Raw genomic sequence first — 22,864 nt, 5'->3', positions numbered from 1 at the left:
AGGTCCGCACGGTGGGCGTGTTCGGCACCGGGGCCCAGCATTGGTTAACGTGCACGATGTGACTGCTGAATCCACCTCCCTCGCATCGACCTCCCCGGCGAACGGCGCCGTGGCCGCCGGTCTGGCCACCATCGCCGCCGACGGCACCGTCCTCGACACCTGGTACCCCGCCCCCGTGCTGGCCGCCGAGCCCGGCCCGGCCGGCACCGTCCGGCTGACCGCCGAGCAGGCCGAGGCCGAGCTCGGCGCCGGCGCGGCCGAGGCGCTGCGCGCCGACGCGCGCCGTGGCGTCGAGGTGGTCGCCGTGCGCACCACCATCGCCTCGCTGGACGAGAAGCCGCTCGACACGCACGACGTGTACCTGCGCCTGCACCTGCTCAGCCACCGCCTGGTCAAGCCGCACGGCCAGAACCTGGACGGCATCTTCGGCCTGCTGGCCAACGTCGCGTGGACCAGCATCGGCCCCGTCCCGGTGGACAAGGTCGAGCAGGCCCGCCTCGCGGTGCGCGCCCAGGGCGGCCAGCTGGCCGTGTACGGGATCGACAAGTTCCCGCGGATGACCGACTACGTCGCCCCGACCGGTGTGCGCATCGCCCACGCCGACCGGGTCCGGCTCGGCGCGCACCTGGCCGTCGGCACCACCGTGATGCACGAGGGCTTCGTCAACTTCAACGCCGGCACGCTGGGCACCTCCATGGTCGAGGGCCGGATCAGCGCGGGCGTCGTCGTCGGCGACCACAGCGACATCGGCGGCGGCGCCTCGATCATGGGCACCCTGTCCGGCGGCGGCAAGCAGGTCGTCTCGGTCGGCGAGCGCTGCCTGCTCGGCGCCAACGCGGGCATCGGCATCTCGCTCGGCAGCGACTGCGTGGTCGAGGCCGGCCTCTACGTCACCGCCGGCACCCGGGTCACCACCCCGGACGGCACGGTGGCCAAGGCCGTCGAGCTGTCCGGCCAGGACAACCTGCTGTTCCGCCGCAACTCGCAGACCGGCGCGGTCGAGGTCATCGCCCGCTCCGGCTCCTGGGGCGGCCTGAACGCGGACCTGCACGCCCACAACTGACCTACGGGCAGAGGCGGTTGGGGTTTCGGCGCCGGGCGGCGCCGGACCCCGTTCGCATTTCCGGGCGCCCGGCGGCTCACACCTCTCGGGGCTTGCGGTGGCGCCCCGGCGCCTTCTTCGGCCGCTGCACCGGGAAGGCGGGGCGCAGCAGGCCGTCACCCTCGATCCCGTGCAGGATCCGCTGGGCGGCGGCGTAGTCCTCGGCCACCGTCTCCGGCAACCACTGGTAGCCGTCCCAGCGCACGATCAGCCTCGGTTCGCCCGGCGCCACATGGGCGCCCCGCTGCCTGCCCGCGAGCCGTACGGCCCGCAACTGACCGACCGGCCGCAGCCGTTGCTCCCGCCTGGCCGCCCACGACGCCAGCGATTCCTCCTCGTCCATCGCCCCAGTCTGGCGTCCGGACGCCGTCGGCCGACACCCGCGTCACTCGACCGGGCGACGGGCGTTCCGGCTCGTTTCTCCCTCCGCTCCCTCGCGTATCTCCTGTCCCTTCTGTCCGTTCTTGGCTCTCCGGTTCTTGGCTCTCCGGTTCTCGACTCCCCGGTTCTCGGCTCTCCGGTCTCACGTACTCCTGAGGATCACGAGCCGCTGGGTCGCCCGGGTCATCGCGACATAGCGGTCGACGGCTCCCTCGATGCCTCCTCCGAACGCCTCCGGATCGACCAGGACGACCAGGTCGAACTCGAGCCCCTTCGACAGCTCCGGGGTCAGCGACCGGACCCGGGGCCGGTCCCGGGGCCGGTCCCGGACGTCCGGTGCGCCGATCACACAGGCGACACCCTCCGCGTGTTCCGCGAGCCAGCCGTCCAGGACGTCGTCCAGCTCCGACACGGACCCGTACACGACGGGGATGCCGCTGCTGCGGACGGAGGTCGGCACGTTGGCGTCCGGCAGCGCGGCCCGGATGGCGGGCTCGGCCTCGGCCATGACCTCCTCCGGCGTCCGGTAGTTGATGCTCAGCGAGGCGACCGTGGTCCGGTCGAGTCCGATCCGCTCCAGCCGCTCCGGCCAGGACTCCGCGAAGCCGTGCCGGGCCTGCGCGCGGTCCCCGACGATGGTGAAGCTCCGGGACGGGCAGCGCAGGAGCAGCATCTGCCACTGCGCGTCGGTCAGTTCCTGGGCCTCGTCCACGACGATGTGCGCGAACGGGCCCGCCAGCGGCTCGGGGTCGGCGACGGGCAGGGCGGTCTCGTCGACGAGGGTGTCCTGGAGATCGCGTCCGCGCAGCATCGTCACCGCTCCCTCGCCGTCGTCGTCGGCCTGGAGCAGGTCCCCGATGACGTCGGCCATGCGGGCGCGCTCGGCGGCAGCCGCGGCCTCGCGCCGGCGCTGCCGCCCGGCCGCCTCCGGGTCGCCGAGCCGCTGCCGGGCGGCGTCCAGGAGCGGGAGGTCGGACAGTGTCCAGGCCTGGGGCGCGTCCTTGCGCTGCAGCTTGCGGACCTCCTCGGGGTCGAGCCACGGCGCACACATCCGCAGGTAGGCGGGCACCGACCAGAGGTCGCCGACCAGGTCGGCCGCTTCGAGCAGCGGCCACGCGCGGTTGAGGGTCTCCACCAGCTCCCGGTCCTGCCGCAGCGACCGGCGGAACAGCTCGGGCGACACCTCCTCCTCGTCCGCGTCCAGCTTCTCCATGAGGATCGTGGCGAGCTCCTCCCAGATCTGCTCGCGCGCCTCGTTGTGCGGGGTGCCCGGGTCCGGCGCGTCGAAGGCGTCGGACCAATCCTCGGCGCTCAGCCAGACGTCGGACCAGTAGGTCGTGACCGCCATCCCCTCGGTGGGCGGCTCCTCGTAGAACCGGACGGCCTTCTCGATCGCCTTCACCAGGTCGACCGAGGACTTCAGCCGGGCCACCTCCGGATCGGCCTCGACCCCCGCCTTCGCCCCCTCGGCGACGAGGTCCCGCACGGTGCAGGTCCGCACACCGTCCTCGCCGAGGCTCGGCAGGACATCGGCGACGTAGTCCAGGTACGGCTGGTGCGGGCCGACGAACAGCACGCCGCCGCGCCGGTGGCCGAGCCGCGGGTCGGAGTAGAGCAGGTAGGCGGAGCGGTGCAGCGCGACGACGGTCTTGCCGGTGCCCGGGCCGCCGTCGACCACGAGGGCGCCCCGGGAGCCGGCCCGGATGATGGCGTCCTGGTCGGACTGGATGGTGGCCAGCACGTCCCGCATCCGGGCCGAGCGGTTGCCGCCCAGGCCCGCGATGAACGCGGACTGGTCGTCCAGCGCGGCGTGCCCCTCCAGGGCCTCGGCGGTGAACACCTCGTCCCAGTAGTCGCCGATCCGGCCGCCGGTCCAGCGGTACCTGCGTCGGCTCACCAGCCCCATCGGGTCGGCGTGGGTCGCCGCGAAGAACGGTTCGGCCGCGGGCGAGCGCCAGTCGACCAGCAGTCGGCGCCCCTCGCTGTCGGTGAGGCCGAGCCGCCCGATGTACACCGGCTCGGGGTCGTCCGCGCCGACGACGTGCCCGAGGCACAGGTCCAGGCCGAAGCGGCGCAGGGCGCGCAGCCGACCGGTCAGCCTGTGGACCTCGATGTCCCGGTCCATCGCCTCCCGGCCCAGACCGCCCGGCGCCCGGCGCAGGGCGTCGAGGCGGTCGGACAGCTCGGCGATCGCCTGCTCGAGGCTCTCCGCGACGGCGGCGAAGTGCCGCTCGTCGCCGCCGATCAGCGCCGGGTCGGCCTTGGCGACGAGGCGGTCGGGAAGGTCGAACGCGCTGGTGGTCAGGGGGGTCATGGCATCAGCTCCGATCTGAGGCCTGCGATTGTGCGGCACCACGGGGGCCTTGCCGCAAGACCCCCCATGCGCTATACGTTGAGAGTGGCAAGGGGTGGGTACTCCCCCTTCTCCGCCTTCCCCCACCTCTGTTTCTCCTCACCGCCGTGCCGTGCCGGTCCGCATCGCGCTGCGCCAGGCCGCCGCCTAGCCCAGGCCGTGGCGGGGCGGCAACCCCGGCTCACCCGGGAGGCTTACGGCGTACCGGAGTCGGACCGCATCGGGTGGTGCCCGGTGACCCGCCACCGGCGCGGGTCGTTGGCCGTTGCGGCACACCGCACCACCGATCCGAAGAGGTCCCGCCATGTCCGAACCATCTGCCACGCCGCAGCTCCCGAGCAGCCCGACGGGCTCGGCCGACGGCGCCTGGGCCGGGCCCGCCACCCCCAAGAGCCTGCTGGACCGGATGCAGGAACTGCTCGCCTCGGTCACCGCGGATCTCGCCGCGCTGCAGTCCTCCGGCGCCCGGAACGCCGACCCCATCGCCTTCCCGACCATCGACCCCACCCCCTACCCGACCGGCACGGACACCTCCGAGGCCACGGCCGCGCCGGGCACCCGGTAGCCGGCCGCGCGCTGCCGTTCCGTCGGCCCGCCCTCACCCGGCGGGCCGATGTCGTCCGGCGGACCGGTGTCGCCCGGCGGAGGGCCGCCGTCCAGTGCTCCTTCGCTGCCCGGCTCCCCTTCGCCGCCCAGTGCCCCTTCGCCGTCCGGTGACCCTTCGCCGTCCGGCGGTCCGAGCCGGACGACGAGTAACGGCGAACCACAGTCGGCCCGTTCGGGTTCCGCCCCGCCGAGCGCCACACACTCCGTCCCCTCGACCCGGAGCGCCGCCTCCCGCAGTCGCCCGGCCAGGTCCTTGCACTCCGACACCGCGTCAACACCGTCGATGCACGTCCAGTAGAGGCTCTCGGTGTCGGCCCCGCAGGCCAGCACCACGAGCGTCTCCCCGACCTCCTGCAGCAGCCCGTCCAACGCCCCCAGAGCCGCTGCCGGCTCCCCGAGTTCGGTGAGCCGCGCGGCCCGGCCGCCGCTCACCAGGGCGGCCCGGACGACGGAGCGGTCCAGGCAGAGCGCCGCATGCGCCCCGGCCTCGGAGAGCCGCTGGCCCAGCCCGGTGAGCTCCTCGTCCTCCGACTCCGCCAGCCGCGCGCCCACCGCCTCGGTGAGCAGCGCCGCCTGCCGCGCCTCGGCCAGCACATCCGGTACGTGCCTGGCCTCGGTCAGGGCGTACCGGGCCGTCTTGATCAGTCGCAGTGCCTCCATGGCCACCGCTCCTCTCGCTCGCTGTCGCCGTCGACCCGGGCCGCCGAGGGGGCGGCCGGGTGGTCACGGCGTAAGCGTGCGAGGGAGGGCGAGGGCCCGCATCCGTCTTGTCAGAAGCTGTGGACAAGTCCGGGGTTGTGGATAACTTCTGTCCCTCACAAGGGTTGGTCGCCCACGTCCGAGTTGACGTCAGCCGATCCGTCCGGCACCGGGAAGCGGTGCTCGTTCCGCTCGATCTTGGCCGCGAGGGCCTCCAGGGGGTCCACCCCGACCGCCGTACAGAACTGCAGCAGGTACGCCAGCACGTCCGCGACCTCGTCCCGCACCCGGTGCGCACGCTCCGGCTCGGACATCACCGCGGCCGCCTGCTCGGGCGTCAGCCACTGGAAGATCTCCAGCAGCTCCCCCGCCTCGACGCTCAGCGCCGCCGCCAGGTTCTTCGGCGTGTGGAAGGGCTCCCACCGCCGGGCCGCCGCGAAGTCCACCAGCCGCTGCCGCAGGGCCTCCAGGGTCGGCTCCCCCGGTCCCGTCACTCGTTCGCTCACCCCTCCAGGTCTACCCCATCGCCGCCCGCCGCCGGCCCGGGCCCCTCCACCGCCGACCGCTCCCCCTCCGCGGCCCCGTCCGTCCCCTCCCCGCGTCCGCCCTGGACCGGTACCCGGCCCGTCTCCGGCCGCAGCACCGTGAACCCCGAGTCCGGGTCCCTCCGGCACTCGACGACCACCACCGCACCCGACCGCACCTCGCCCGCCCGAACGTCCGCCGCCCGAACGTCCCCCGACCGCACCTCGCCCGCACCGCCCAGTGCCTCCCGTGCCGCCGCCGGCTCCTGCAGCGCGGCCACCACCCGGAGCTGGCTGCGCTCCGCCATCTCCCGGGCCAGTCGCAGCAGCGAGGCGGCCTGCTCGGTGGAGAGCCCGGCCCCCAGGTCCTCGGCCAGCACGATGAGCTGCCGGTGCGCCCACGGCACCTCGGCGGCCACGTCGAGGTCGAGCACCCCGGCCCCGGTCAGCAGCACCGCGGCGAAGGCGAGGTGGCGCAGCATGCCGTCGGAGGCCTGGTCGGCGCCGGTGCGCCCGAGGACGCCTTCGTCGAAGACGGCCAGGACGCGCCGTACGCCCGCGTCGCTCTCGCGCTCGGCCACGGTGAGCCCGAGCAGTGGGTGCGGCGCGGCAGACTGCACGACGCGCAGCAGCTGCCCGTACCGGCGCGGGCACTCGTTGCCCAGCCGGGCGATGACGGCGGAGATGTTGGCGGCGTTGCCGCGCAGCCGGGCCTGCGGGTCGGCCCGGGCCCAGCCGCGCATCAGGGCGGGGACGGGGTGCAGCGGGAAGACCTCGCGCAGCGCGGTGAGCAGGTCCTCGGTGGCGGCCAGGACCAGGCACTCGCCGGCCGAGGAGCCCGCGACCCGCAGCGGCAGCTGCGCGGTGATCATGGTGCCGCTGGGGAAGGGCGCCCGGATGTCGCCCTGCCGGGTGTCGTTGTGCCAGCAGACGTTGACCCGCCGGTTGCGGACGTCCTGCTCGCCGGTGTCCACGAGGGTCCGGCCGTCGAGGGTGAGCGACTCCCGAGCGATCCGGACCGGGCCGTCGGTGCGGATCACGACGTCGAGCCGGATCCGGCCGTGCGGGGAGCGGACGGTGCAGCCGAGGATGATCGCGTCCCGCCCGTGCGGGACGCAACCGTCCAGTCCGCCCCGGACGGGCAGGGCAAGTGGGCCGGTGCGGTCGGGCAGCCCGTCCAGCGAGTCGGCGATCTCCTCGCCGAGCGCGAGCCGGGACAGCACCGCCAGCGCGTCGAGGGCGTTGGACTTGCCGACCCCGGCGGGCCCGTGCAGCACGGTGAGGGGCGCGAGGGGCAGGACCGCACGCCGGTAGGACTTGAACGAGGTGAGCCGGAGCTCCTCGACGGTGGGGCGTGGCACGGGCGGCCGGTCGGGCCCTGGGGCGTCCGGTCGGAGGGGGGCCGGCCCGGCAGGCCTGGTGGCGTCGCGGTTCACCCGTCGGACGTTAGCCTCAGGCCGACCGGCAGAAACGTGCCTGCACGGCAGATTCATCCCAACGTGGCGCCCCACCCCGACCCGCTGACCGCCCACCCCGCTCGCGCCCCGAAGCGGCCCGAGCTGCCCCGAAGCGCTCAGCGCCGGTAGGCGGCCACCGTCACCGAGGCGGTCACCTCGACCGGGTCCGGCAGCGCCGCGAGCGCGGCACCGAGCCGCTCCGGATCGGTGTGCCAGGCACTGGGCCCCATGCCGACGACGGTACGCACGTCCTGCGGGCCGAGCCGCAGCGTGAACTCGACCTCCCGCCGCCCCACCGGCGTCAGGTAGGGGCCGAGCTTCTCGTCGATCCGCCGCTGCTTCTCCTCGTCCACCGACAGCAGCCCCAGGGCGTCGACGAGTTCCCGCAGGTGTCGGGCGGTGGGCGAGACCAGCAGCAGGGTGCCGCCGGGGCGCAGCACCCGCCGGATCTCCGGCCCGTTGCGCGGGGCGAAGACGTTGAGCATCAGCTCGGCGGAGCCGTCGAGCAGCGGCAGCGGGCGCCAGGCGTCGCAGACGACGGCGCCGATCCGCGGGTGCGCCTTGGCGGCGCGGCGCAGCGCGTACTTGGAAATGTCGAGGGCGGCGCCGACCCGGTCGGGCAGGGCGTCGAGGACGTGGGCCAGGTAGTGGCCGGTGCCGGCACCGAGGTCGGCGACCAGCCCGTCGGGCTCACCGGCGGGCGCGGCGGCGGCGGCCTCGTCGAGGGCGGCCTCAGTGGCGGCCTCGGCGAGGGCGTCCGCGATGGGCCGGTAGTGCCCGGCGGCGAGGAAGTCGGCGCGGGCGGCGACCATCTCGGCGGTGTCCCCGGTGCCGGTGTGGGCGTCGCCGGCGAGGAGGCTGACGTAGCCCTGCTTGGCGAGGTCGAAGCTGTGCCCGGCGGTGCAGCGCAGGCTGCGGTCGTGCCGGGTGAGGGCCTGCGCGCAGAGGGGGCAGGCCAGGTAGCGCTCGATGTCCTGCAGCAACGTTCCGTCTTCTCTCGCCGTGCGCCCCGGCCGGTCGGGGCGCCAGCCAGCCTAACGACCCCTCCTGCCTGACCGTGCGAACCGGCCCGGCGTCCGGCCTGGTACCCCGGCCCCACCAGCAGCCGGCCCGGCTCCGCCGGCGTTCACCCCCGCCCCACCAGCGGTCGCCCCTGCTCCGCCGCGACCCGCAGCGCGAGCCCGGCGAGCGCCTCGGGCGCGCCGGGCCGACCCCGGACCCCGGGGAAGGCGTTGACATCGACGATGACGGGCTCGGCCGGCCCGTCGAGCAGGTCGACCCCGTACACGTCGAGCCCGAACACCTCGCCCACGCGCAGCGCGAGCGCTGCCCGCTCGGCGGGCGGCTCCCAGTCCGCCGCCGGCCCCGACTCCCCCGACTCGGAGGCGAGCTCGGACCGCCGCCGGGCGGCGAACACCTGCCCGTCGATCACCCACAGCTTCTGGTCCCAGCCGGTCCCGGGGACGAACGGCTGGGTGACGACGGGCTCCTCGGCCCAGCGCTCGGCGAGTTCGCGCAGCCGGTCCGGGCCGTCGACGCGCGCGACCAGGTCGCGCCGCCTGCTGTGCCGGCTCTTGACCACGAACGGGTAGGCGGGGACGGCGAGTTCGCCCAGTCGTCCGGCGTCGACCGTCGCCGTGAACGGCAGTCCGGCGGCACGCGCGAGGTCGGCCATCCGCACCCGGTCCTGGCAGAGTTCCGTCGCCGCCGCCGAGTTGACCACCGGCGCGCCCCGTCGCTCCAACTCACCGGCCAGCGCCAGCGCTTGGGGCGTACGAGCCTTGAGCAGGTAGACATCCGCAAGTCCCGCAAGGTCCGCGAGTCCCTCAAGGTCCGCGAGTCCCGGGGCCTCCCCGACCGGCCCCGCGGGCGGAACGGCCACCACCTCGTGGCCGCGCTCCACCAGCAGCGCGGCGGTCGCCGCCAGCACCGGGTGCCCCGGGTCCCCGGCGATCAGCCCGACCCTCACAGCAGCTCCCCCTCGCCGAAGCCCAGTTGCCCGTAGGGCACCCCGCCCGCCGACACCAGTGCGGCGGCGGGCTCGCCGGGCACCGAGACGGCCGTCCCGCTGCGCGCGAGCCGCAGCACCGCCCGGGCGACCCTCGCCACGGCGTCCGGCACCTGCCGGAAGCTCGGGAAGTCGTTGATGTCGACCACCACCGGCCCGTCCGGCCCGAGCAGCACGTCGACCCCGAACAGGTCCAGCCCGAACACCTCGCCGACCTGCGCCACGATCCGCGCGACGCTCGCCGGCAGCGGCACCTGCCGCTCCCGCACGCCCTGCCCGGGGTGCAGCGGGGAGGAGCGTTCCGTCGCGAAGAGGTCGCCGTCGACGCAGTACACCTTGAGGTCGGTGCCGGAGTTCGGCACGTACGGCTGAGCGATCAGCAGCCCCTCCCCGGCCAGCTCGGGCCCGACCTCGAAGAGGTGGTCGGGGTTGCGCACCAGCCGGACGGCGCGCCCGGAGCTGCCGTCGGCGGGCTTGACCACCAGCGGGTACTCGGCCGCAGGGATCTCCGCGAGCCGCTCCCACCGCGCGGCCGCGTACGTCACCGGGACGGGCAGCCCTCGGGTACGGCCGATCACCGCGGCGAGCGCCTTGTCCCGGACGCCGCGGATCGAGCGCACGTCGTTCACCGTGGTGAGGCCGACGGCGGCGGCCGCCTCCAGCAGGGTCAGCCCGGGCCCGCCGGAGACGGTCTTGAGCACCCAGGCGTCGTGGCTGCCGGCCCGGACCGCCTCGGAGATCGCCAGCAGCGAGTCCCCGGGGCGCAGCACGTCGACCCGGTGCCCCCACGCGGTGAGTTGGCGTGCCACATCGAGCGGCATGCCGTCGTGCCGGTAGTGTTCCTCCACCAGAAAGCAGAGCCTCATGGGCCTGTCTTCCCCCTTGCCTCGCCGAGTTCAGACGTCCGCCGTCCCCCTCGGCAGAGCTGTAAAAGCATCAGCATGCACGCTGTGTGCGCACAAGATCGCTGCGGACCGGTAAGCGTTCGGCAACAATCGCCGCCCGAAGCGCTCCCGTCCGACCCCCGACCGGCCGGATCGGCGCCCGCAAATCGGTGGCAGCCCACCCGCGCGCCTGCTTGGATGCACGCCGTGACTTCTGACGATCATGCTCCCGACCGCCCGCTGCTCGACGAGATCGAGCACTACTACGACGCCGTACCGCGCAGCGCCGCCCGTACTGAGGACTTCGGCCCGCTGACCCTCTTCGTCCGCAGGGGCGAGACCGGCTGGCACTACTACGCCCGCCCGACGCTCGGTCACGACGGCCCGGCCGCCACCGCCGAGGACGTCCGCCGGGTGCTGGAGCGGCAGCGCGAGCTGGGCGTTCCGGAGGCCTTCGAGTGGGTGGCCGAGCAGAACCCCGAGCTGCGCGCGGCGGCCGAAGCGGCGGGCCTGACGGTGCACGAGCACCCGCTGCTGGTGCTGGGCCCGCAGGACGAGCCGGCCCCGGCGCCGGTACCGGCGGAGGGGGTCGAGGTGCGGGTACTGGCCGCGGACGCGCCCGAGCTGGCCGAGGCGGTGGCCGTTCCGCACGTGGCGTTCGGCGCCCCGGGCACCGCCATCGGCGCGGCCGGCGCGGCCGAACTGGCCGAGAGCGCGGCGAGGTTGACGGCCGATGGCGGGGTGGCGCGGACCGTGCAGCGGATCACCGACGGCGTCACCGCCCTAGCCGCCGCGCTGGACGGCAGCGACGTCCTGTCCGCCGGCCAGTACAACCCGGTGGGCCCGGTCGGCGAGCTGGTCGGCGTGGGCACCCTGCCCTCCGCCCGTCGGCGCGGCCTGGGCCTCGCGGTCACGGCGGCCCTGGTCGCTCACGCCCGGGCCAACGGCGTACGGACGGTGTTCCTGTCCGCCTCCGACGAGGACGTCGCCCGGATCTACCGCCGGGCCGGCTTCCGCCTGTTCGCGACGGCCCTGATCGCGGAGCCCGCCTCGCCCCAGGCCTAGCCGGGCCGGTGGCGCAGCGGACACACCCCAGCGAGACACGACGGCGACGGCGGGGACAGCAGCCACGATGCGGCCGATGGGGCCGATGGGGACGACGGCCACGAAGGTCAGTCGTCGTCCTCGTCCTCCTCGTCCGCCCCGGTGACACCCTCCCCCTCGGCCTCGTCCACCACCCACGCCGCCAGCCGCTCGGCGACGCCGGACACCCCGAGCCGTCCCTCGCGGATGGCCCGGGAGAGGCTGCGCACCTCGCGGGCGGTGGTGGCGACGGTGCAGCCGCTGGCGACGAGGTAGGCGTACGCGACGGCGGTCGCGAAGAGCTCGTTGGTCTTCTCCAGGGCCGGCACCCGGATCAGCTGGTGCATCAGCGCCGCGGCGCGGTCCTGCGGCTCGGGGTAGACCGCGATGTCGAATATCTCGGCCTGGTGCCGGGTGACGGCCGCGAGCAGCGAGCCGTAGTCGGTGACCTGCGGGTCACCGGGCGTGTACTGCTCGGCGGTCATGAGCAGCCACGAGAGGTCGACCTCCAGTTTCAACGGCGCACGTCCTGGATATCGCCCGGCTCCCCGAACTCGGCGAGGAAGGCCGACTCGTACTCCTTCATGAACTGCGCGGCCGCGTCGACGAAGGCCCGGCCGGACTCGCCCATGTCCTGCTGGACCAGGCGCTCGATGTACTGGTTCATGCTGATCCCCTGCTGCTCCGCCCGTTCCCGGGCCATCTCCGCGGTCGTGGCGTCCACACGGACGTTCAGCTGCTTCTTGGCCATGCCCTTCAAGCTAGCGCCGAAGTGCTAGCACAACAAGGGCGCACGCCCACCGCCCGCACACCTGCCGCACGCCCCCACGCAACCTCCCCGTCACCGAAGCCGTGGTCGAACCCGCCATCCGCAGCCGAAGCCGTCACCCGCCACCGCTCCGGGCCGCCCATCTCCCATACCCGCCCACCGCCACCCCACCCCCGGCAGGAGGAGCGAGACTTGAAGAGTCCTTCACCATCCGGGACTCTGAACTCCCCTGAGCGATCCACTGAGCGGCACCGACCGGTGTGGAGGCCGGCAATGACAGCCATGTTCGACCAGGAGCTGCGCGAGCAGCTCGCCCAGGCCCGCCGGGACCTCATGGCGGCGCGGGCCGAAGGGGACGCCGACGGCGTCCAGGCGTACGAGGGCCGGGTCGCCTCGCTCCTCCGGCTCGCCTCCCAGCACGGCATCGACCTCCCGCACAGCGCCGACGAGGAGGAACACAACGAGCCCTGACCGGCCCGATCCGGCCCGCCCTGCCTTGCCCTGCCCCGCCGTGCAACGACGAGGAGGCGGCACCCGCCGAGCGGGTACCGCCTCCTGAGTCCGACCAGCCTCCGACCAGCGTCAGACCGACCGAACCTACCGATGAGGCCGAATCGGCCGATTAGGCCGAACGGGTCACTTCCCGGTCGGCTCCAGGATCGCCACGCACTCGAAGTGGTGCGTCATCGGGAACAGGTCGAAGGCCCGCAGCGACACCGGCCGGTAGCCGCCCTCGCTGAAGAACTTCAGGTCCCGGGCGAGCGCCGCCGGGTCGCAGGCCACGTACGCGATCCGGCGCGCCTCCAGGCCGACCAGGTGCGCCACGGTCTCGCGCCCGGCGCCCGAACGCGGCGGGTCCAGGACGATCAGGTCGGTGGCGGTGATGCCGGTGCGCGGCAGCAGCGTCTCGACCCGGTCGCACTCGATCCGCACGTTGTCCAGCGCGGCCAGGTTGTGCCGGGCGTCGACCACGGCCTGCTTGGCGGACTCGATGCCGAGCACCGCGCCCTCCTCGCCGACCCGGTCGGCCAGCGCGCCCGCGAACAGGCCGACGCCGCAGTACAGGTCGAGCGCGTTCTCGCCCCACTGCGGGTCCAGGCCGTCCAGCACGGCGTCGACCAGGGTGTCCGGCGCCTCCGGGTGGATCTGCCAGAAACCGCCGTTGCTGATCCGCCAGGTCCGCCCGGCCGCCCGCTCGCGCACGAAGCTGCGCCCGTGCACCCGGTGCACGTCGCCCTGCTCGTCCACCCGGGCGATCGACACCGGCTTGTCCAGCTCGACCAGCGGCAGCTGGGCGCCGGGCCGCGGGGTCAGCACCACCTGGCGGTCCGAGGAACCGGACGCGGCGAACACCTCGACCGAGGCCACGCCCGGCCAGTCCCGGGCCTCGATGCCCAGCTCGGTGACGCCCTCGGCGGCGATCAGGCAGCGGTCCACCGGCTGCAGGTCGTGCGAGCGGTGCTTGCGCAGGCCGACCTTCCCGGTCTCCGGGTCCACCGCGTACTGGACCCGGGTACGCCAGGCCGGCACCTCCCCGGCCTGGAGCTTGCCGCCGACCGGCTCGACGCTGCCGTCCCAGCCCGCCTCGGCCGGGGTGAGCCCGGCCAGCTTGGCCAGCTGCTCGGTCAGCACCGCCGCCTTGAGCTTGCGCTGCCCGCCCGGGGTGACGTGCTGCCAGTCGCAGCCGCCGCACTTGCCGGGTCCGGCGAACGGGCACGGCGCCTCGATCCGCTCCTTGGCGGGTTCCAGGACCTCCACCGCGTCGGCCCGCAGGAACCGCGAGGTGGTGGTGCCCTCGGTCACCAGCGCGACGACCTTCTCACCGGGCAGCGCGTGCCGCACGAACAGCACCCGCCCCTCGTGCCGGGCCACGCAGTGCCCGCCGCCGTGCGCGACCGGGCCGATCTCGACCTCGTACCGCTGTCCGGCCAGCGGCTCGCCGGACGGCGTCTCGGATCGCGGCACCCGCGCGGCGGTGCGCAGGACCTTCGGCGGCCGCACCGCCTGCTTGCGCGGCGCCTTCCGAGCGGCCCCGCCGGTACCGGCGGCGCTCTTCTCGGCACCCTTGCCGCCCGCGCCCTTCGCAGCGCCCTTCCCGGCGCCCTTGCCGGCCGTGCCCTTGCCCGCGTTCTTGCCGCCCGCGTCCCGGACCGGCGTCCGGTCCTCCGACGGGGTCGGTTCCCCCGGAACGACCGGCGCGGTGCGCGCGGTCAGGCCGTCGCGGTCGGTGGCCTCCGGACGGGACGGCCGGCCCCAGCGCGGCCGGGCGACCTGCCCGGGCTTGGAGCCGCCCCGGTGGGAGCCCTTGCCGGAGGAGCCCGAGGAGCGGGGCGGAGTGTTGCGCGTCACTGGGAGGAGTCCTTGCTGCGGTCGGAGGTGTCGCCGGCGCTCGCACCGGTGGAGACGGAATCCTTCGACTTTACGGCCTTCGGCGCCCGAGGCTCGCCACGCCGGACGGCACCCGGCGCCGACCAGGCCTTCTGCGGCTTGCGCCGCTCGGAGGACTCCAGCTGCCAAGGCACCGAGGTGACCATCACACCGGGCTTGAACAGCAGTCGGCCCTTGAGCCGCAGCGCGCTCTGGTTGTGCAGCAGGTGCTCGTACCAGTGGCCGACCACGTACTCGGGGATGTAGACCGAGACCACGTCGCGCGGGCTGCTGCGCCGCAGGTTCTTCACGTAGTCCAGGATCGGCCCGGTGATCTCGCGGAACGGCGAGTCCAGCACCTTGAGCGGCACCTCGATGCCGCGCTCGTCCCACTCCTGCCGCAGCGCCGCCGTGTCGGCCGGGTCCACGTTGACCGTGAGGGCCTCCAGGGTGTGGGCGCGGGCCAGCTTGGCGTACGCGAGGGCGCGCAGCGCCGGCTTGTGCAGCTTGGAGACCAGCACGATGGCGTGCACCCGGGTGGGCAGCACCACGTCGTCCGCCTCCTCGGCGGCGATGAGCTCCGCGGAGACCCGGTCGTAGTGGCGCCGGATGCCCTTCATCATCACGAACAGCACGACCATCGCCGCGATCGCGATCCAGGCGTGGCTGATCTTGGTGACCAGGACGACGATCAGCACGGCCATGGTCATCACCAGGCCGAAGGTGTTGATCGCCCGGCTGCGCTGCATGTGGCGGCGCTTGGCCGGGTCGGCCTCGGTGCGCAGCAGCCGGGTCCAGTGCCGGATCATGCCGGACTGGCTCATGTTGAAGGAGACGAAGACGCCGACGATGTAGAGCTGGATCAGCCGGTTCGGGTCGGCGTCGAAGGCGATGACGAACAGGATCGCGGCGATCGCCAGCAGGATGATGCCGTTGGAGAAGGCCAGCCGGTCACCGCGGGTGTGCAGCTGACGCGGCAGGTAGCGGTCCTGGGCCAGGATCGAGCCGAGCACCGGGAAGCCGTTGAAGGCGGTGTTGGCGGCGAGCACCAGGATCAGGCCGGTCACGGCGGCGACGAAGTAGAAGCCGGGCGTGAAGTTGTTGAAGACCGCCTCGCTGATCTGGGCCAGCGCGGTCTTCTGGTGGTAGTCGGAGGCGGCGCCGCCGAGCTGCTCGGCGGGGTTCTCGGCCATCTGGACGCCGGTGAGGCGGGCCAGCCAGATGATGCCCATGAACATCACGACGGCGATGCTCGCCATCATCAGCAGCGTGGTGGCGGCGTTCTTGCTCTTGGGCTTGCGGAAGGCCGGCACGCCGTTGGAGATCGCCTCCACGCCGGTGAGCGCGGCGCAGCCGGAGGAGAAGGACTTCAGCAGCAGGAAGACCATCGCGAAGCCCGCCAGCGAACCGTTGCCGGGCGTGGGCATGAGGTGGAAGCCGGAACTCTCGGCGGGCATGTCCTGGCCGAGCGCGAAGTGCCGGAACACCCCGTAGCCGACCATCCCGATGACGCCGATCATGAAGGCGTAGGTGGGAACGGCGAAGGCGGTACCGGATTCGCGCACACCGCGCAGGTTCATGCCCATCAGCAGGACGACCACGATCACCGACAAGGTCAGTTCGTGGCCGCGGAGCGAGGGAACGGCGGAGACGACGTTGGCCACGCCCGAGGTGGTGGAGACGGCCACGGTGAGCACGTAGTCGACCATCAGGGCGGCCGCCACCACCATGCCCGAGTTGGGCCCGTGGTTCACGGTCGCGACCTCGTAGTCGCCGCCGCCGCTCGGATAGGCGTGCACGTTCTGCCGGTACGAGGCCACCACGGCGAGCATGACGATCGCGACGACGAGGCCGATCTGCCACGAGAAGTGAATCGCCGAGGTGCCCGCGATGGACAGGGTGAGCAGGATCTCCTCGGGGGCGTACGCGACCGAGGAGAGCGCGTCCGAGGCGAACACGGGCAGCGCGATCCGCTTCGGGAGAAGGGTCTCGCCCAGTTTGTCGCTGCGCAGCGCGCGCCCGATCAGGATGCGTTTCGGAAGGTCTTTCGGCATAGGCACGTTAAGGAATCGTAGGGGCTTCCCGGACAAGGCTCCGCCGTTTGTCCCCCCCTTCGTCGCGACTGCGTTCTATGGACCGGCTAGCGTGTCGGATACGAGTCGGTGGGCAACACTCGGATTGTCGGGTGTTGCCGAGGCCGGCGCCCCACGAGAACGCTCGTCCCGGACAGCCGGGCGAGAAAGGGAGATGAACGGTGTTTGCGCAGGTCAGTACCCCGACGGAACGGGTGAGGTAGCGCCGGTGCACATCGTCATCATGGGCTGCGGCCGCGTGGGGTCCGCCCTCGCGAGAGCGCTGGAGAAACAGGGCCACTCGGTGGCCGTGGTCGACCAGGACCCGACCGCGTTCCGCCGGCTGGGCGCCGGGTTCAAGGGGCGCCGGGTGACCGGTGTCGGCTTCGACCAGGACACCCTGCGCGAGGCGGGCATCGAGGAGGCCGGCGCGTTCGCCGCGGTCTCCAGCGGCGACAACTCCAACATCATCGCCGCGCGGGTGGCCCGGGAGAACTTCGGCGTCGAGAACGTCGCCGCCCGGATCTACGACCCCCGCCGCGCCGAGGTGTACCAGCGCCTGGGCATCCCGACCGTGGCGACGGTCCGCTGGACCGCCGACCAGATGCTGCGCCGGCTGCTGCCGAGCGGCGCCGAGCCGCTGTGGCAGGACCCGAGCGGCGGCGTGCAGCTGGCCGAGGTCGCGTACGACCCGCGCTGGGTCGGCCACCGGATCGGCCTGCTGGAAGAGGCCTCCGGCACCCGGGTGGCGTTCGTCACCCGGCTCGGCGAGGGCGTCCTGCCCACGCCGCAGATGGTGGTGCAGGAGGGCGACCTGGTGCACGTGATGCTGCGCCGGGCCGACCTGACGGCCGTCGAGGCCGCGTTCGCGCAGGGGCCGAAGGAGGAGGGTCACTGATGCGGGTCGCCATTGCCGGGGCCGGTGCCGTGGGCCGCTCGATCGCGGGCGAGCTGCTGGAGAACGGCCACGAGGTCCTGCTGATCGACAAGAACCCCAACTCCATCTCGGTGGAGCGGGTGCCGATGGCGGAGTGGCTGCTGGCCGACGCCTGCGAGATCACCTCGCTGGACGAGGCCGCCCTGCAGCGCTGCCACGTGGTGATCGCCGCGACCGGCGACGACAAGGTCAACCTGGTCGTCTCGCTGCTCGCCAAGACCGAGTACGCGGTGCCGCGGGTGGTCGCCCGGGTGAACAACCCCAAGAACGAGTGGCTCTTCAACGAGTCCTGGGGCGTGGACGTGGCCGTGTCCACGCCGCGCCTGATGTCCGCCCTGGTCGAGGAGGCGGTCAGCGTCGGCGACCTCGTCCGCCTGATGCGCTTCAGCCAGGGCAACGCCAACCTGGTCGAGCTGACCCTGGCCTCCGACACCGAGCTGGTCGGCACCCGGGTCGGCGACGTGGCCTGGCCGCAGGACACCGCGCTGGTGACCATCATCCGCGAGGGCCGGGTGCTGGTGCCGGGCAAGGACGACACCCTGGAGGGCGGCGACGAGCTGCTCTTCGTCGCCGCCCAGGAGCGCGAGGAGGAGCTGGAGGAGCTGCTGTCGGCCACCTCCGGCGCCCAGTAGGACGGTAGGACCCCGAAACACGGCTGAGGGCCCGCACCCGAACGGGTGCGGGCCCTCGGCCGTGCGGAGACGGCTACTTCGCCGGCTCCTCCTCGTCGTCCAGCGGCGCCTTGATCGGCGGCGGCGCCTTCAGCAGGATCTGCCAGGTGACGTACATCGCCAGCAGCATCGGCGGGATGCCGAGGGCGACCTTCAGCCAGCCCAGCAGGTTGACGTTGTGGGTGAAGTACAGCGGGAAGAGGATCACCGGCTTGAGGCCCATGATCACCACCCAGGCCCAGGTCGCCTTGGTGTAGGCGGCGAGCCGACCCGGGTTCTCCTTGCGCCAGGTGAACATCTCGCCGGTGATCGGGCCGAGCATCACCCCGATCATCGGCCAGCGCACCAGCGCGGAGACCGCCAGGGCGAGGCTGTAGGCGACGTTCCAGAGCAGGCCGGGCAGGTAGAAGTCCTCGGCCTTGCCGCTCTTCATCGAGATCCAGGCGCCGAGTGCGACGCCGAACACCCCGCTGAAGGCGTGCTGGATGGTCTCCCGCTTCGCCAGCCGGGCCACCACGAACAGGGCGCTCAGGCCGAGCGCGGCCCAGGCCGAGGTGCTGACCTGGTGGGTGAGGTTGTACGTGACGATGAAGACCAGGCCGGGCAGCGTCATGTCGATCATGCCGCGCACGCCGCCGAAGGCCTTCATGACCGTGTCGGCGGCCTCCTTGGAGGCGGCCTTGCGGGCGGCCTCCTCGGCCGCCGCGTCGTGGGCCAGGTCGAGCTGGGCGGCATCGCCGCCGGGCTGGTTGCTCACGCTCATTCGCTCCCGTGTCCGACCGGACGCAGCTCGTAGCGGGGGTTGAACAGCACGCGGCGCCCGCGCGCGTGGCTGATCCGACCGCTGGCGACCAGCCTGCGGCCGGGCTCTATGCCCGCGATCGAGCGACGGCCGAGCCAGACCACGTCCAAGGCCTCGGTGCCGTCGAAGAGTTCGGCCTCGAGGGCCGGCACCCCGGCCCGCGGGCGGAGCGTCACCGTGCGCAGCGTGCCCGCGACGGTGACCAGGTCGCGGTCCGCGCAGCCGGCGATCGGCCTGCATCCCGACTCCGCGGCGCTCTCCTGACGCAGGTCCTCGGCGTCCAGTTCCTCGGCCGAGGAGGTCAGCCGACTGAGCATGCGGCGGAACCGCCCCTGCGGCTGGCCACTGCTGTTGTCACCACTCATGTCGGAAGGGTACCGGTTTCCGGGCCCCCGGCGGCAGGTCGTACGGCCGCCGGGGGCAACGGCGGTCAGCTCTCGAACCGGTATCCCATTCCCGGTTCGGTGATGAAGTGGCGCGGGTGCGAGGGGTCCCGCTCCAGCTTCCGGCGCAGCTGGGCGAGGTAGACCCGCAGGTAGTTGGTCTCGGTCCGGTAGGCCGGGCCCCACACCTCCTGCAGCAGCTGGGTCTGGCTGACCAGCCGCCCCGCGTTGCGGACGAGGACCTCCAGCAGGTGCCACTCGGTCGGGGTGAGGCGTACGTCGGCGCCGTCCCGGTTGACCTTCTTGGCGGCGAGGTCGACCGTGAAGCTCTCGGTGACGACCAGCGAGTCGGCCTCCCCGGCCACCGGCTCGGCCCGCCGCACGGCGGCCCGCATCCGGGCGAGCAGCTCGTCCATGCCGAACGGCTTGGTGACGTAGTCGTCGGCGCCGGCGTCCAGGGCCTCGACCTTCTCGTCCGAGGCGTGCCGGGCCGACAGCACGATGATCGGCACCCGGGTCCAGCCGCGCAGCCCGCGGATCACCTCGACCCCGTCCATGTCGGGCAGGCCGAGGTCGAGGACGACGACGTCCGGATGGCGGGCCGCGGCCAGTTCCAGGGCGCTCGCGCCGTCATGGGCCGCGTCCACCTCGTACTTGCGGGCCTTGAGGTTGATCACCAGCGCGCGGACGATCTGCGGTTCGTCGTCCACGACGAGGACCCGGGTCATTTACGGGCTCCGCCTTTCAGGGCTTGTCGTGAGTTGAGGACTGTGGAACGGGATTTCGGCTTTCGGCTTTCCTTCTCATGTGATCAGCTCCGAGACCGCGCCGCTCCCGCCGCCGTTCGGCTCACCCGGCTCCGGCGGCTCGGGCGACTCCGCCGGCTCGGGCGGCCGCTCGACGGCCGGCAGGCTGACGACCATGGTCAGGCCGCCGCCGGGGGTGTCCTCGGCGGTGACGCTGCCGTCCATCGCCTCGACGAAGCCGCGCGCCACCGCGAGCCCGAGACCCACGCCGGCGCCGCGCGGCGCGTCGCCGTAGCGCTGGAACGGCGCGAAGATCTTCTCCTTGGCCTCCTCGGGCACCCCCGGCCCGCGGTCGACGATCCGCAGCTCGACCCGGCCCGGCACCCCCGGCTGCACCAGCGCATCGGCCTTGACCAGCACCTTGACGCCGTCCGGGCTGTACTTGACGGCGTTCTCCACCAGGTTGGCCAGCGAGCGCTCCAGCAGCCCACCGTCGGCCCGGATCATCGGGAGCGTCTCCGGCACGTCCAGACGGACGGAGTCCGGCGGCACCCCGCCGAGCGCGTAGGGCACCACCTCGTCCAGGTCGGTCTCCTGGATCAGCGGGGTGACGGTCCCGGTCTGCAGCCGGCTCATGTCGAGCAGGTTGTTGATCAGGTGGTCCAGCCGGTCGGCGCCGTCCTCGATCCCGGCCAGCAGCTCGGCCTCGTCCTCCGGATCCCAGTCGACGTCCGCCGAGCGCAGCGAGCTCACCGACGCCTTGATACCCGCCAGCGGGGTGCGCAGGTCGTGCGAGACGGCGGCCAGCAGAGCCGTACGGATCCGGTTGCCCTCGGCCTCCCGCCTGGCCGCGACGGCCTCCCGGGACAGCCGGCGGCGCTCCAGCACCACGGCGGCCTGCGCGGCGAAGGCCCCGAGCAGACGCCGGTCCGCCCCGGGCAGCACCCGGCCGCGCAGCACCAGCGCCAGGCTCTCGCCGACCGGGACGTCCACGTCGGCCGTCTCCGGCCGCTCCGGCGGCCGCGGCCCGGCGGTGGCCACCGGCACCCAGGGGCCGAGCGGCTCCGGGCGCTCCAACAGCGCGGCGCTCTCCTGCCCGAAGGTCTCCCGGACCTGCTCCATCAGCGCGGTCAGCACCCCGTCCCCGTTCGGCGCGCCCCGCAGCACCGTGCCGGCCAGCGCGCTGAGCGTCTGCGCCTCGGTCTGGCTGCGGGCCGCCTGGTGGGTCCGGCGAGCCGCCAGGTCCACCACGGACGCCACCGATATGCCGACGATGGTGAATATCGCCACCGCCATGATGTTCTGCGGCTCGTTGATGGTGAAGGTGTGCAGCGGCGGCGTGAAGTAGTAGTTCAGCACCGAGGAGCCGACCAGCGCCGAGCCGATCGCCGGCAGCAGCCCACCGACCAGCGCCGCGCACACCGTCAGCGACAGGAACAGCAGCATGTCGGTGGAGAGCCCCAGCCCGCCGATCGCCGTCAGGACGATCGCCATCAGCGGCGGACCGGCCAGGCCGATCAACCAGCCGGCGATGGTCCGGGTCCGGCCCAGGTCGGTGATCCGGCGGACCGGAACCCTGCCGCGCCCGTGCCCGGCGTGCTCGTGGGTGACCATGTGGACGTCGATGTCCCCGGCCTCCCGGGTCACCGTGGTGCCGACGCCCGGCCCGTACAGGTACTGCCAGGCGGGCCGCCGACTGGTGCCCAGCACGATCTGGGTGGCGTTCACGCCCCGGGCGAAGTCCAGCAGCCCGGCGGCCGGGTCGTCACCCAGTACGGCGTGGAAGGAGCCGCCGAGGCTCTCCACCAGCGCGCGCTGCTCGATCAGCGTCTGCGGCGAGCCGGAGCCCACCAGGCCGTCCGAACGGGAGATGTGCACGGCGAGCAGCTCACCGCCGGAGACCCTGGCCGCGATCCGGGCCGCCCGGCGGATCAGCGTCGCCCCCTCGGCTCCGCCGGTGAGGCCCACCACGATCCGCTCCCGGGCCTGCCAGGTGCCCTCGATGCCCTGCTCGGCCCGGTACTTCTGCAGGTACTCGTCCACCCGGTCGGCGGTCCACAGCAGCGCCAGCTCGCGCAGCGCGGTCAGGTTGCCGGGGCGGAAGTAGTTGGCGAGCGCCGCGTCGATCTTCTCCGGCGCGTACACGTTCCCGTGCGCCAGCCGCCGCCGCAGCGCCTGCGGGGACATGTCCACGAGCTCGATCTGATCGGCCCGCCGGACCACCTCGTCCGGGACCGTCTCGCGCTGACGCACTCCGGTGATGCCCGCGACGGCGTCGCCGAGCGACTCCAGGTGCTGCACGTTCACGGTGGAGATCACATCGATCCCGGCCGCCAGCAGCTCCTCGACGTCCTGCCAGCGCTTCTCGTTGCGGCAGCCGGGCACGTTGGTGTGCGCCAGCTCGTCCACCAGCGCCACCTGCGGGCGACGGGCGAGGACGGCGTCCAGGTCCATCTCGGAGAACCGCGCGCTCCGGTGCACCACCTGCTGCCGCAGCACGACTTCCAACCCGGCGACCATGTCCGCGGTACGCCGGCGGCCGTGGTCCTCCACGAACGCCACCACGACGTCCGTGCCGCGCTCGTGCCGCCGGTGCGCCTCGGCGAGCATGGCGTACGTCTTACCGACCCCGGGGGCCGCCCCGAGGTAGATGCGCAGCCTGCCTCGTCCCATGAGCACCATTCTTGATCCGGCCATGCCCGGGAGCCACCCCCGGACACCTGTTCCCCGCCCCTTCGAGACTACGGCGTGAGCAGCGATTTTCCGCTGATCAATGCACTGATCAGGCGGTTTTAGCGGCATATTGACGGTGGACCAGCCACTTGGCGGGGGTCACTCGGCAGGGGCCGGCCGGCGGGGTCCGGCCGATTTTCCGGGAAACGCGAAGAACCCCCATCCGGGATCCGGATGGGGGTTCTTCTGAATGATTGTTCGGCGGCGTCCTACTCTCCCACAGGGTCCCCCCTGCAGTACCATCGGCGCTGTAAGGCTTAGCTTCCGGGTTCGGAATGTAACCGGGC

22 protein-coding genes and 1 rRNA gene are annotated in these 22,864 nt (G+C 73.2%); 6 read left to right on the top strand and 17 right to left on the bottom strand.

Annotated features, from left to right (window positions below):
* Positions 1-58: 58 nt before the first annotated feature.
* Positions 59-1,063 carry a 2,3,4,5-tetrahydropyridine-2,6-dicarboxylate N-succinyltransferase gene (gene dapD / locus ACZ52J_RS18590; RefSeq protein ID WP_465620044.1) on the top strand — a complete coding sequence of 335 codons (1,005 nt, stop codon included), beginning with the start codon at positions 59-61 and terminating at the stop codon, positions 1,061-1,063.
* A gap of 76 nt (positions 1,064-1,139) precedes the next feature.
* Here the strand turns inward: dapD and ACZ52J_RS18585 are convergent, their stop codons facing one another.
* Positions 1,140-1,445, bottom strand: a complete 306-nt coding sequence (locus ACZ52J_RS18585) for a DUF6087 family protein (RefSeq protein ID WP_465620042.1) — start codon at positions 1,443-1,445, stop codon at positions 1,140-1,142.
* 180 nt (positions 1,446-1,625) lie between these two features.
* A complete protein-coding gene (helR, locus tag ACZ52J_RS18580) occupies positions 1,626-3,797 on the bottom strand; it encodes an RNA polymerase recycling motor ATPase HelR (RefSeq protein ID WP_465620041.1) in 2,172 nt (723 codons plus the stop codon).
* Between the two features lie 343 nt (positions 3,798-4,140).
* On the opposite strand from helR, the gene ACZ52J_RS18575 reads away from it, so the two are divergent.
* Positions 4,141-4,401, top strand: coding sequence for a hypothetical protein (locus ACZ52J_RS18575; protein WP_360504049.1), 261 nt, complete (start codon positions 4,141-4,143; stop codon positions 4,399-4,401).
* Here the strand turns inward: ACZ52J_RS18575 and ACZ52J_RS18570 are convergent.
* The 6 genes from ACZ52J_RS18570 to ACZ52J_RS18545 form a co-directional block, all read right to left on the bottom strand.
* Positions 4,347-5,102, bottom strand: a complete 756-nt coding sequence (locus ACZ52J_RS18570) for a DUF6099 family protein (protein WP_465620038.1) — start codon at positions 5,100-5,102, stop codon at positions 4,347-4,349. The genes ACZ52J_RS18575 and ACZ52J_RS18570 overlap by 55 nt on opposite strands.
* Before the next feature lie 155 nt (positions 5,103-5,257).
* On the bottom strand, positions 5,258-5,647 hold the full coding sequence (locus ACZ52J_RS18565) for a nucleotide pyrophosphohydrolase (protein ID WP_360504045.1): 390 nt from the start codon (positions 5,645-5,647) through the stop codon (positions 5,258-5,260).
* Complete coding sequence (locus ACZ52J_RS18560; RefSeq protein WP_465620036.1) at positions 5,644-7,026, bottom strand: AAA family ATPase; 1,383 nt, start codon at positions 7,024-7,026, stop codon at positions 5,644-5,646. Before ACZ52J_RS18560 ends, ACZ52J_RS18565 begins: the two co-directional genes overlap by 4 nt.
* 212 nt (positions 7,027-7,238) lie before the next feature.
* Positions 7,239-8,105 (bottom strand): putative RNA methyltransferase, encoded by an 867-nt coding sequence (locus ACZ52J_RS18555; RefSeq protein ID WP_465620034.1) that lies wholly within the window; start codon positions 8,103-8,105, stop codon positions 7,239-7,241.
* Between the two features lie 143 nt (positions 8,106-8,248).
* The gene (locus ACZ52J_RS18550) at positions 8,249-9,091 is read right to left on the bottom strand and encodes an ATP-grasp domain-containing protein (protein WP_465620033.1); all 843 of its coding nucleotides are present in this window, start codon (positions 9,089-9,091) and stop codon (positions 8,249-8,251) included.
* Entirely contained in the window at positions 9,088-9,996 is a 909-nt protein-coding gene (locus tag ACZ52J_RS18545; RefSeq protein ID WP_360504037.1) for an ATP-grasp domain-containing protein, read from the bottom strand. Before ACZ52J_RS18545 ends, ACZ52J_RS18550 begins: the two co-directional genes overlap by 4 nt.
* A 225-nt stretch (positions 9,997-10,221) precedes the next feature.
* On the opposite strand from ACZ52J_RS18545, the gene ACZ52J_RS18540 reads away from it, so the two are divergent.
* Positions 10,222-11,079, top strand: a complete 858-nt coding sequence (locus tag ACZ52J_RS18540; RefSeq protein WP_465620031.1) for a GNAT family N-acetyltransferase — start codon at positions 10,222-10,224, stop codon at positions 11,077-11,079.
* 107 nt (positions 11,080-11,186) lie between these two features.
* Here the strand turns inward: ACZ52J_RS18540 and ACZ52J_RS18535 are convergent, their stop codons facing one another.
* Together ACZ52J_RS18535 and ACZ52J_RS18530 are read right to left on the bottom strand one after the other, a co-directional pair.
* Positions 11,187-11,615: a fic family toxin-antitoxin system, toxin component gene (locus ACZ52J_RS18535; protein WP_224284003.1), complete on the bottom strand. Its 429-nt coding sequence runs from the start codon at positions 11,613-11,615 to the stop codon at positions 11,187-11,189.
* The gene (locus ACZ52J_RS18530) at positions 11,612-11,848 is read right to left on the bottom strand and encodes a toxin-antitoxin system HicB family antitoxin (RefSeq protein ID WP_360504033.1); all 237 of its coding nucleotides are present in this window, start codon (positions 11,846-11,848) and stop codon (positions 11,612-11,614) included. Before ACZ52J_RS18530 ends, ACZ52J_RS18535 begins: the two co-directional genes overlap by 4 nt.
* Positions 11,849-12,139: 291 nt before the next feature.
* Between ACZ52J_RS18530 and ACZ52J_RS18525 the strand changes: the two genes are divergently transcribed.
* Positions 12,140-12,337, top strand: coding sequence for a hypothetical protein (locus ACZ52J_RS18525; RefSeq protein ID WP_360504031.1), 198 nt, complete (start codon positions 12,140-12,142; stop codon positions 12,335-12,337).
* Between the two features lie 165 nt (positions 12,338-12,502).
* Here the strand turns inward: ACZ52J_RS18525 and ACZ52J_RS18520 are convergent, their stop codons facing one another.
* Positions 12,503-13,831, bottom strand: a complete 1,329-nt coding sequence (locus ACZ52J_RS18520) for a class I SAM-dependent RNA methyltransferase (protein WP_465620289.1) — start codon at positions 13,829-13,831, stop codon at positions 12,503-12,505.
* 380 nt (positions 13,832-14,211) lie between these two features.
* The gene (locus tag ACZ52J_RS18515) at positions 14,212-16,287 is read right to left on the bottom strand and encodes an APC family permease (RefSeq protein WP_465620287.1); all 2,076 of its coding nucleotides are present in this window, start codon (positions 16,285-16,287) and stop codon (positions 14,212-14,214) included.
* A gap of 247 nt (positions 16,288-16,534) precedes the next feature.
* Between ACZ52J_RS18515 and ACZ52J_RS18510 the strand changes: the two genes are divergently transcribed.
* A complete protein-coding gene (locus ACZ52J_RS18510) occupies positions 16,535-17,203 on the top strand; it encodes a potassium channel family protein (protein WP_465620029.1) in 669 nt (222 codons plus the stop codon).
* Positions 17,203-17,874, top strand: a complete 672-nt coding sequence (locus ACZ52J_RS18505; RefSeq protein WP_030060763.1) for a potassium channel family protein — start codon at positions 17,203-17,205, stop codon at positions 17,872-17,874. The genes ACZ52J_RS18510 and ACZ52J_RS18505 overlap by 1 nt, the downstream gene beginning before the upstream one ends.
* 73 nt (positions 17,875-17,947) lie before the next feature.
* Here ACZ52J_RS18505 and ACZ52J_RS18500 read toward each other — a convergent pair whose 3' ends face one another.
* From ACZ52J_RS18500 to rrf, 5 genes are all read right to left on the bottom strand, one after another.
* Positions 17,948-18,676 (bottom strand): DUF3159 domain-containing protein, encoded by a 729-nt coding sequence (locus ACZ52J_RS18500; protein WP_465620027.1) that lies wholly within the window; start codon positions 18,674-18,676, stop codon positions 17,948-17,950.
* Complete coding sequence (locus ACZ52J_RS18495; protein WP_360504025.1) at positions 18,673-19,080, bottom strand: OB-fold nucleic acid binding domain-containing protein; 408 nt, start codon at positions 19,078-19,080, stop codon at positions 18,673-18,675. Before ACZ52J_RS18495 ends, ACZ52J_RS18500 begins: the two co-directional genes overlap by 4 nt.
* A 65-nt stretch (positions 19,081-19,145) precedes the next feature.
* Positions 19,146-19,826, bottom strand: coding sequence for a response regulator (locus tag ACZ52J_RS18490; RefSeq protein WP_049657530.1), 681 nt, complete (start codon positions 19,824-19,826; stop codon positions 19,146-19,148).
* Between the two features lie 75 nt (positions 19,827-19,901).
* On the bottom strand, positions 19,902-22,517 hold the full coding sequence (locus ACZ52J_RS18485; RefSeq protein ID WP_465620024.1) for an ATP-binding protein: 2,616 nt from the start codon (positions 22,515-22,517) through the stop codon (positions 19,902-19,904).
* Between the two features lie 256 nt (positions 22,518-22,773).
* Positions 22,774-22,864 (bottom strand): 5S ribosomal RNA (gene rrf, locus ACZ52J_RS18480); the annotation flags it as partial.

The organism is Kitasatospora sp. NPDC034035, from assembly GCF_055575755.1.
This window is presented reverse-complemented; position numbering and strand designations above follow the sequence as displayed.

What these genes read in the sequence shown, in the direction of transcription:
- ACZ52J_RS18585 (WP_465620042.1), bottom strand. Translation starts at nt 1,445, where the DNA reads ATGGACGAGGAGGAATCGCTGGCGTCGTGGGCGGCCAGGCGGGAGCAA.
- helR (WP_465620041.1), bottom strand. Translation starts at nt 3,797, where the DNA reads ATGACCCCCCTGACCACCAGCGCGTTCGACCTTCCCGACCGCCTCGTC.
- ACZ52J_RS18575 (WP_360504049.1), top strand. Translation starts at nt 4,141, where the DNA reads ATGTCCGAACCATCTGCCACGCCGCAGCTCCCGAGCAGCCCGACGGGC.
- ACZ52J_RS18570 (WP_465620038.1), bottom strand. Translation starts at nt 5,102, where the DNA reads ATGGAGGCACTGCGACTGATCAAGACGGCCCGGTACGCCCTGACCGAG.
- ACZ52J_RS18545 (WP_360504037.1), bottom strand. Translation starts at nt 9,996, where the DNA reads ATGAGGCTCTGCTTTCTGGTGGAGGAACACTACCGGCACGACGGCATG.
- ACZ52J_RS18530 (WP_360504033.1), bottom strand. Translation starts at nt 11,848, where the DNA reads ATGGCCAAGAAGCAGCTGAACGTCCGTGTGGACGCCACGACCGCGGAG.
- ACZ52J_RS18525 (WP_360504031.1), top strand. Translation starts at nt 12,140, where the DNA reads ATGACAGCCATGTTCGACCAGGAGCTGCGCGAGCAGCTCGCCCAGGCC.
- ACZ52J_RS18515 (WP_465620287.1), bottom strand. Translation starts at nt 16,287, where the DNA reads ATGCCGAAAGACCTTCCGAAACGCATCCTGATCGGGCGCGCGCTGCGC.
- ACZ52J_RS18505 (WP_030060763.1), top strand. Translation starts at nt 17,203, where the DNA reads ATGCGGGTCGCCATTGCCGGGGCCGGTGCCGTGGGCCGCTCGATCGCG.
- ACZ52J_RS18500 (WP_465620027.1), bottom strand. Translation starts at nt 18,676, where the DNA reads ATGAGCGTGAGCAACCAGCCCGGCGGCGATGCCGCCCAGCTCGACCTG.
- ACZ52J_RS18495 (WP_360504025.1), bottom strand. Translation starts at nt 19,080, where the DNA reads ATGAGTGGTGACAACAGCAGTGGCCAGCCGCAGGGGCGGTTCCGCCGC.
- ACZ52J_RS18490 (WP_049657530.1), bottom strand. Translation starts at nt 19,826, where the DNA reads ATGACCCGGGTCCTCGTCGTGGACGACGAACCGCAGATCGTCCGCGCG.
- ACZ52J_RS18485 (WP_465620024.1), bottom strand. Translation starts at nt 22,517, where the DNA reads ATGGGACGAGGCAGGCTGCGCATCTACCTCGGGGCGGCCCCCGGGGTC.